At 63.8% G+C, this 8412-nt stretch carries 7 protein-coding genes and 1 pseudogene; 4 read left to right on the top strand and 4 right to left on the bottom strand.

Translation table 11 applies throughout. The features are described from left to right. Both Y707_RS23435 and Y707_RS32635 read right to left on the bottom strand, forming a co-directional pair. A partial coding sequence (locus Y707_RS23435) for an ATP-binding cassette domain-containing protein (protein ID WP_051441646.1) occupies window positions 1–1310 on the bottom strand: 1310 nt, incomplete at its 3' end. Between the two features lie 158 nt (window positions 1311–1468). Next, window positions 1469–1570: pseudogene (locus tag Y707_RS32635) on the bottom strand (GNAT family N-acetyltransferase); the annotation flags it as partial. 163 nt (window positions 1571–1733) lie between these two features. Between Y707_RS32635 and Y707_RS23430 the strand changes: the two are divergent. Next, the gene (locus tag Y707_RS23430) at window positions 1734–3851 is read left to right on the top strand and encodes an acyltransferase family protein (protein ID WP_051441645.1); all 2118 of its coding nucleotides are present in this window, start codon (window positions 1734–1736) and stop codon (window positions 3849–3851) included. A 23-nt stretch (window positions 3852–3874) separates the two neighbouring features. Here Y707_RS23430 and Y707_RS0104505 read toward each other — a convergent pair whose 3' ends face one another. Continuing rightward, a complete protein-coding gene (locus tag Y707_RS0104505) occupies window positions 3875–4870 on the bottom strand; it encodes a phosphoribosylaminoimidazolesuccinocarboxamide synthase (protein WP_026534192.1) in 996 nt (331 codons plus the stop codon). Further along, window positions 4870–6183: a phosphoribosylamine--glycine ligase gene (purD, locus tag Y707_RS0104500; RefSeq protein ID WP_026534191.1), complete on the bottom strand. Its 1314-nt coding sequence runs from the start codon at window positions 6181–6183 to the stop codon at window positions 4870–4872. The genes Y707_RS0104505 and purD overlap by 1 nt, the downstream gene beginning before the upstream one ends. Window positions 6184–6320: 137 nt before the next feature. Here purD and Y707_RS0104495 point away from each other — a divergent pair, with 137 nt between their 5' ends. The 3 genes from Y707_RS0104495 to Y707_RS31240 form a co-directional block, all read left to right on the top strand. Further along, window positions 6321–7325: an asparaginase gene (locus Y707_RS0104495; RefSeq protein WP_026534190.1), complete on the top strand. Its 1005-nt coding sequence runs from the start codon at window positions 6321–6323 to the stop codon at window positions 7323–7325. A gap of 82 nt (window positions 7326–7407) precedes the next feature. Continuing rightward, window positions 7408–7767, top strand: coding sequence for a sterol carrier family protein (locus Y707_RS0104490; RefSeq protein ID WP_026534189.1), 360 nt, complete (start codon window positions 7408–7410; stop codon window positions 7765–7767). Window positions 7768–8035: 268 nt separating this feature from the next. Then, window positions 8036–8412 (top strand): hypothetical protein (locus Y707_RS31240; RefSeq protein ID WP_051441644.1); only part of this gene is annotated, 377 nt, incomplete at its 3' end.

The following is an 8412-nucleotide window of genomic DNA, read 5'->3' as shown; positions in this document are numbered from 1 at the left end:
GACAAAAGCCGGCTGACGACGTCGGCAAGCGGCTGCCGTCCGGACACCAGCGAGCGCTCCTGGTCGACGACGCCCATGGAAACCTTCGAGCCCACAGCCCGGCGGCCGGCGTCGAGCGCCACCTCGCCAAGGAGCGCCTGGATCAGCGTTGTTTTGCCGCTGCCATTGTTTCCGGTCAGGGCAATCCGGTCGCCGGAGCCGATCTCCAGATCGACCGGTCCCAGGATGAAGCGCCCCTTCTTGACGACGGCTCCGCTCAGGCCCAACGCCAGATCCGCGGACGGAGCAGCTTCGGCAATCGAATACCTGAGTTCCCATTCCTTCCGTGGCTGCTCCGGACGGTCGAGGCGCTCAACGGCCCGTTGCGCCTTCGCCGCCCGTCCTGCCTGAGCATCGGCGCGCTGGCTCTTACGGTGCTTGATGTGTTTGTCGGGCTCCTTGGATTTGGCCGCAGCCCTTGCCCCTTTGGCTGCCCACTCGGCGCGGCGCCGGACCTGCTCCTGCAAGGCATCGCGGTTCTGCGCGTACTGCCCGTACTCCTCCCAGGCATGGCGGCGGTCCAGATTCCGTGCCTCCACATAGTCGCTGTAACCGCCGGTGTAGTGGCCGACCCGCTGCTGCTTGATGTCCAGTTCGAGCACCGACGTGGCGACCAGGTCGAGCAACGCCCGGTCGTGGCTGGCGATCATGACCGGAGCCTGGCAGGAGCGGATGAACTCCTCCATCAGCAGCAACCCGGCAGCATCGAGATTGTTCGTCGGCTCGTCGAGGAGCAGCACGTCATACTGGCTCAGCAGCACCGTCACGAGTGAGGCACGGGCCGCCTGCCCGCCCGAGAGGGTTCCGAGCGGACGCGCCGGATCCACCTGCAGACCGGCCTTGGCCGCCACCTCCGGCAACCTGCCCTCCAGATCCGCTGCGCCAAGCGCGAGCCACCTGGCGAAGGCATCCGAGCACAGGTCGTCACTGCCCCGTTGTTGCTCGGCGAGAGCCTGGGTAGCCTGTTCAAGTTCGACGTCGGCGGCAGCCACCCCGGTACGCCGCCGGGCGTACGCAAGCAAGGTTTCATCGCCGTCGGGCAGGTTCTGGGGGAGGTAGCCGACAGTTGCATCCGTTGGGGCAAAACGGATGGACCCTTCGCCGGGTGCCGCCTGTCCGGCGATCATCCGCATCAGGGTGGATTTGCCGGCACCGTTTGGACCGACGACGGCGACGACGGCGCCGGGCGCGAGGACCAGGTCCAGGCCGGAAAAGAGAGTACGGGCGCCGAAAGAGGCGTCAAGACGGGAAATGGCCACAGAAGCGGGCATGGAAGTTCCTTGCAGGTAAAAGCGGTCCCAAGTGGGCGTGCTTGAGTTACAGGCAGGAATTCTTCATGGCGCTACTGTAATGCGGAATTTCCGATCCGTCCACGGCGAGGGTATCCGCGGACGCTGGATGCTTTGAATGTTGCTCATCGTCAGCCCAGCTAGAGCCGCATGAGGACGCGGGGAAAGCCGTTCAGCACCGAACCGGTGTCCGCCGCTTTAGTAAATCCCGCCCGTTCGAAGAGCTGACGGGTGCCGACGTACCCGCACCTCGATCGCCATGGACTTACATTGCCACCTTCGTCCGGCAGTGACAATGCCCCACATCCTCTGACGGGCTGGCCGACTTCGATCGTTTGATAACGCTAAGGTAACGTTGAGAGAGATTTGATAACGCCCGAACTATTCCGAAGGACTTACACTCCCATGACCGCCAGTGCGGAAGTACCTGTCCGGCAACAGGAATCTTCCCAAACACCGTTGCGGAAGGACATTCAAGGGCTGCGTGCACTCGCCGTAGCTTTGGTCGTGCTGTTTCACTTATGGCCAGGCAAGATCAGTGGCGGATACATCGGCGTCGATGTGTTTCTGGTGATCTCCGGATACCTGATCACTTCACATTTGTTGAAGAAGCCGCCCCGCAAGGCTCCGGACCTATGGAAGTTCTGGGCGCGCAGGCTCCGCCGGTTGTTGCCGGCCGCATTGGTGGTTCTGACAGTGACGGCGGTGGCCGTAAGACTGGTCGCGCCTGGCACCATGTGGACTGAGACGGCCAAGCAGATCATTGCCTCTGCCTTGTACGTTCAGAACTGGGCGCTGGCCGCGGGGTCCGTCGATTACATGTCAGCAGATGCCGTCGATAGTCCCGTCCAGCACTTCTGGTCACTTTCGGTCGAGGAACAGTTCTATCTGGTCTGGCCGCTGCTGATACTCACCGTTGCTTGGCTCGTGTCCAGGCGGCTCGGCCGCCGTGGCATCTCCACAAGCAGCGAGGCTGCCGACCGCGCCACCATTCGCTTGGCACGCACGGTAATTGCCGCCGTCGTACTCGTCTCCCTGACCATATCCATTTGGGTGACTGCCGTCGAGCCGTCCGCCGCCTATTTCATTACACCGACAAGAATTTGGGAGCTGGGACTCGGTGGATTAGCCGCAACCTTCACCACCGTTGGAGCGCGCAACCCGGACAGTAAGTTGGCAGCGATTCTGGCGTGGGCGGGGATTGCCGCGGTGTTCGCAGCTGCATACTGGTACACGGGTTCGACGCCGTTTCCGGGTGCAGCAGCGCTGTTGCCCGTCGTTGGAACCGCCGTCATCCTCCTGGCTGACACCCGTCATCCGCTCTCCCCAACAGCATTTCTGAAGCACCGACACGTCCAGTGGCTCGGGGACGTCTCCTACTCCGTTTATTTGTGGCACTGGCCGCTGATTGCTTTGGTGCCCTTCGTTAGCAATGGAAGTCTCGGAATGCTGGACAAAGCCGTGATCATCGTGGCCACCTTGGTGTTGGCCGGCATCAGCAAGGTCCATGTCGAAGACCGGTTCCGCTTTGCAAAACCGCATGCCCCGGTGCGTTCCAGCTTCCAGTTCGCCGCCGTCGGGATGATGGTCGTCGTCGCCCTCGGTTCGCTGCAGTGGACCGAGGCAGAGGTGCGCAAGGACATCGCTGCGGAGGAACTGGCTGCCGTGGAAGAGGAAGGTAACCCCTGCCTGGGAGCCGCTGCCCTGGTGAAGGGATCGGCGGAATGCCCGGTCGACAAAGACGCGAAGGTGGTTCCGGGTCCCGAACTGGCGAAGAAGGACAAGGCCGACATCGACGAGGCACGGTGTTTCCCTGAGCGAAGCTACGACGAGAAGATGTCCTGCACCTTCGGTTCCGGAGACAAGAAGGTCGCTTTGGTGGGCAACTCGCATGCCCGGCATTGGCTGCCGGCGCTGCGTGAATTGGCCGAAGAAAAGAACTGGACCATCGACACGTACATCATCTCCCGGTGCACGGCCACGGACGCCAAGCAGCAGTTCGACACCGAAAAGAAGTCGCAGGACTGCTACGAATGGGGCCAGTGGGCACAGGAACAAACCAAGGGCGACAAGTACGACCTGGTCATCACCTCTGAGCGCCAATCATCACCGATAATGGGCCATAGTCTCAAGGATTCCGGCCCTGCCGCCGTCGAGGGCTACGAAAGCTATCTGAAGCGTTGGGCCGACGCCGGCACTAATGTGTTGGCGATCAAGGATCCGACATTCCCGGGCACCGACATACCAGAATGTGTGGCGAAAAACCCGGACGACCATACGGTCTGCTCCGGATCCCCCAGTGACTGGAAGATCGCAGATCCCCTGGTCCAGGCGATTAAGAACATCGACAGAAAAGACGTCGACTACCAGAGTTTCGACCACTTGATCTGTGCGCCGGATCGCTGTCGCGCCGTCAACGGCGGAGTCATCACGTACTCCGATGCCTCACATCTGACGTCGACGTACGTTAAAACCATGGCGCCATATATGGCCAAGCCGATCGAGGAAGCACTGCAGCGCTAATTTGCCGGACGGGACCCTGTGTGTCAGGCGAAGGCGCGTCCGGTGAGGCGCTCATATGCCTCGACGTAGCGGGCACGGGTGCGTTCGACGACGTCCTCCGGGAGGGCCGGTGGCGGACTATCCGACGAGCGGTCCCAACCCGAAGCAGATGAGGTCAACCAGTCCCGGACGTACTGCTTGTCGAAACTCGGCTGAGCCTTGCCCGGCTCCCAAGTTGTTGCGTCCCAGAAGCGGGAGGAATCCGGGGTCAAGACTTCGTCCCCCAGTGTGATCGCACCCGAGGCCGGATCTGTTCCAAATTCGACCTTCGTGTCAGCAAGGATGATGCCACGCTCGCGGGCGATGGCCTCGGCACGGCGGTAGATATCGAGGGTCAGTGAGCGCAATTCAGCCGCGGCGTCCGCGCCGACGGTGGAAACGACGGACTCAAAATCGATATTCTCGTCGTGCTCGCCGACTTCCGCCTTGGCCGATGGCGTGAAGATTGGTTCCTCCAGCCTGGACCCGTCGACCAGTCCGGCCGGCAGCGGAAGGCCGCAGACGGTTTGTGACTGCCGGTACTCCAACAACCCGGATCCCGTCAGGTACCCGCGGGCGATGCATTCAATCGGGAACATGTCCAGCTTTTTGCAGATCATCGCCCGGCCTTCGACTTCAACCGGAACTCCCCCGGCCACTCCGGCGGAGACGACGTGGTTGGCGATGCCGTCGAGCTGCTCAAACCACCAGAGGCTCAGCTGCGTCAGGACGCGGCCCTTGTCCGGGATCTCCGACGCAAGCACGTGGTCGTAGGCGCTGATCCGGTCGCTCGCGACGACCAGGACGGTTGAGCCGTCATCGCCGACCGTCGAATCACCTCCGGCTGATTGTCCACCGCCGGTTGAGTTGCCACTAATGGTTGTTTTGGACAGGTCAGAACCACCATTAGTGGCCAGTCGGTCCAGAGAGGGGGTGGGCACGTAGAGATCGCGGACCTTGCCGGAGTAGACGTGGTCCCAGTCGGGCAGTTCCAGCGCCATTACGGCTGTGCCCCGACGACGGGAACGGCACCGGTGCGCAGCGGCGGCACCACGATCTCCCCGCGGGCGGCCTTGGTCCCGATGTCGGTGCGGTGCTGGGATCCTACGAGCGAAATCCGGCCAACGCCGTCGTACGCCTTGTCCCGGGCCTCCTCCAGACTCCGGCCCAGAGCGACCACGGACAACACGCGTCCGCCGGCACTGACAATCCGGCCATCCTCGAGCTTCGTGCCCGCATGGATGACATGGACTCCGTCCAGTGCGTCCACCTCACCCAGTCCGCCGATCGGGTCACCCTTGCGCGGGCTTTCGGGATAGTTTTCAGCCGCGACGACGACGGCGACGGCGCTCTTGGAGGACCAGGTCAGCTGTTCGTCGGTATCCAGTTCGCCCTTGGCGGCGTTCAGCAGCAGGCGGCCCAGCGGAGTCTTCAGGCGGGCCAGGACGGCCTGGGTTTCCGGGTCCCCGAAGCGGACGTTGAATTCGATCACGCGCACACCGCGGGAGGTCAAGGCCAGGCCGCAGAAGAGAACGCCGACGAACGGCGTGCCGCGGCCGGCCATTTCGTCAATCGTTGGCTGCGCGACGCGGGCCATGACTTCATCGACCAGACCGGGCGGCGCCCAGTTGAGCGGCGTGTAGGCGCCCATGCCACCGGTATTGGGGCCGGCGTCGTCGTCGTAAATCCTTTTGAAGTCCTGGGCCGGGACCAGCGGGATGGCTCTGCGGCCGTCGGAGATGACGAACAGGGAGACCTCGGGGCCTTCCAGGAACTCCTCGATGACGACCGAACCGCCGGCATCGAAACAAGTCTGCGCATGGGACAGCGCCTCATCGCGGTCGGGGGTCACAACGACGCCCTTGCCGGCCGCGAGCCCGTCGTCCTTGACCACATACGGAGCACCGAAGGCGTCCAGCGCCTCCGCCACCTCTTCCGCCGTCGTGGCAACCCGGCACATGGCGGTCGGAACGTTGGCTGCGGCCATGATCTGCTTGGCGAACGCCTTGGAACCTTCGAGTTCGGCGGCTGCCTTGCTGGGGCCGAAGACGGCGATACCGGCCTCGCGCAGGGCATCGGAAACACCGGCAACGAGCGGCGCTTCCGGACCGATCACCACCAGGTCGGAGCCGAGCCGCTGGGCAAGCTCCGTGACGGCGGCAGGATCCTCCGCTGCGACCTCATGCGTGGGAACCAGCTCCGCGATCCCGGCGTTACCGGGGGCGGCGTGGACCTCACGGACATATGGGTCGGCTAGAAGGGAACGGACAATGGCGTGTTCGCGGCCACCGGGGCCGATGACAAGAACCTTCACAGCACCAAGCGTAGCGGTCTATGGCGCCCGTCTCCGAACTTATTGCGGAGATATTGAGCATGGCTGCCCGTGCAACCCGGGAGGCGGCGGCAGGCGCGGTACTCTGGACCAATACCCACCGCTAAGGAAAGCAGCAGATGCCTGAGACCTTCACGTCCAATAACGCCGCCGAGCTTGCCGTCGTTGAACGCAGCGGCTTCATCGAATCCCGCCATATTGGCTCCGCGGTGGTCATGGCTGCGGACGGCAACGTGGTCACGGAACTCGGCGATATCAACGCTCCGGTCTACCCGCGGTCCTCGCTCAAGCCGTTCCAGACCATCGCCACGCTGCAGTCCAGCGTACCGTTGCGCGGCGTCCAGGTGGCGCTCGCTTCGGCCAGCCACGTCGGATCGCACGAGCACATGGATGTGGTCCAGGGGATGCTGAAAGCTGCCGGGTTGACCGCCGATTACCTCCGCTGCCCGGCCGACTGGCCCAAGGATGAAGAGGCACGCAACTGGCTGGTCCGGACCGAGCGCGGCCGGGTCCGTCCTGCGATGAACTGCTCCGGCAAGCACGCGGGATTCCTGTGGGCCTGCGTCGAGAACGGCTGGGACCTCGAGTCCTATCTGGACCACGATCATCCGATGCAGAAGCGCGTTGTCGAGGTCATTGAGGACTACACCGGCGAGCGCATTGCCCATCTGGGCGTCGACGGTTGTGGTGCCCCGGCGCCGGCGGTGACCCTGACCGGCCTGGCCCGCGGGATTTCCAAACTGGCAAAGGCCCCGGGCAGCAAGTCATCCGATGCCCGGGCGGCGACAGTGGCGACGGCGATGCTCGACTACCCATGGGCGGTGCACGGCCGCGGTGAGTCGAACTCCGTGGTGATGGATCAGCTCGGCATCATCGCCAAGACCGGTGCCGAAGGCGTGATGGTGATGGGCACCGATAAGGGCGTGTCCGTCGCGGTGAAAATGCTCGACGGCGCCGAACGGGCCACCTCGCTGGTCGCCCTGACTCTGCTTGCCGCCGCCGGGGCAATCGAGCCGGACAAGGTGGCGCCGGTGCTGGAAAAGGTTGTTCCGGTCACGTATGGCCGCGGCGAACCGGTCGGCCGGGTCCGCCTCTCCTCCGCCGTCACGGCACTGCTGGGCTGACCATGCATCGTGGGATAATTCCGCGATTGGCCGCGCGGCGACTGGTCATGTTGGTACTGGCCACCCGTTGGGCGTCCGGTTGATGGCAACACCACGACGACGCGTTCCGGTTTCCGACGGCGAGGCAGCGCTGGCGGCGTGGAAGGACGGCGATACCAGCCGGAACACGATCGCCACCGCGGTGCGCTTCAGCCTCGAGGAACTCACTTCCCGTGCACCGGGCAACAGCGTGGAGGTGCGTGTACCTCCCTTCGGCGTAGCCCAGTGCGTCGAAGGACCCCGCCACACCCGCGGCACTCCCCCAAACGTGATTGAGTGCGACGGCGGAACCTGGCTTGGGCTGGTGAGCGGAACCTTGGAGTGGGCGGACGCCGTGAGCCAGGCAAAGCTGTCTGCCTCAGGTTCACGGGCCGACCTCAGCGAGCACCTGCCCCTCCTCTAACCTCCGGCCAGTTCGGTTCGAACCTCCGGCCAATTCGGTTTGCCGCCTGATCTCCACCGGCCGGTCCGCTGCATGATCCCGGCTCGATTGGTTCGCGAAGATGAACCCTAAACGCGAGGACGAACCTTTGATACGCAGGCAGGGGTTCTTTACCCAGCTTTCGCATTAAGGGTCCATCCTCGGGAACTGTTTAAGGGTCCATGCTCGAGAGCGGGCAGGTAAATCTGGACCGCCCTTGAACCCGACCCTGAACCGGTAGCCTTAAGACATGAGTTCTGAACCAGAACGGCGCAACGTCACAATCCGCCGGGCACCGAAAGTCATCCCGTTTTTGGTCATCGGAGCACTTCTGGGACTCATCGGGGCCGGAATCATCGCCTTCACCGGCCCGGAAGGCACGGAGTTCAGCCGCGGAACGGTGTTGGGATTCTTCTCCGTCCTGCTGCTCATTCCTGGTCTGCTCCTCGGTGCCCTCGCCGCCCTGCTCTTCGACTGGATCAGCGTCCGCAGGAGCCGGACCGCCGTCGTCGAAAGCACCGGGGAGGAGGAACAGGCTGCGGCCGGCCAACCGGCCGACGAAGAACCCATCGGGGATGAGCAGGTTTCGACGAGCCAATCCGCCGAAGACGAGTCAGGCTTGGCGGG

The organism is Arthrobacter sp. H14, assembly GCF_000520495.1.
Classification (GTDB): domain Bacteria; phylum Actinomycetota; class Actinomycetes; order Actinomycetales; family Micrococcaceae; genus Arthrobacter_C.
Note: the sequence above shows the minus strand (reverse complement) of the source record. Positions and strands in the feature narration are given on the sequence as shown.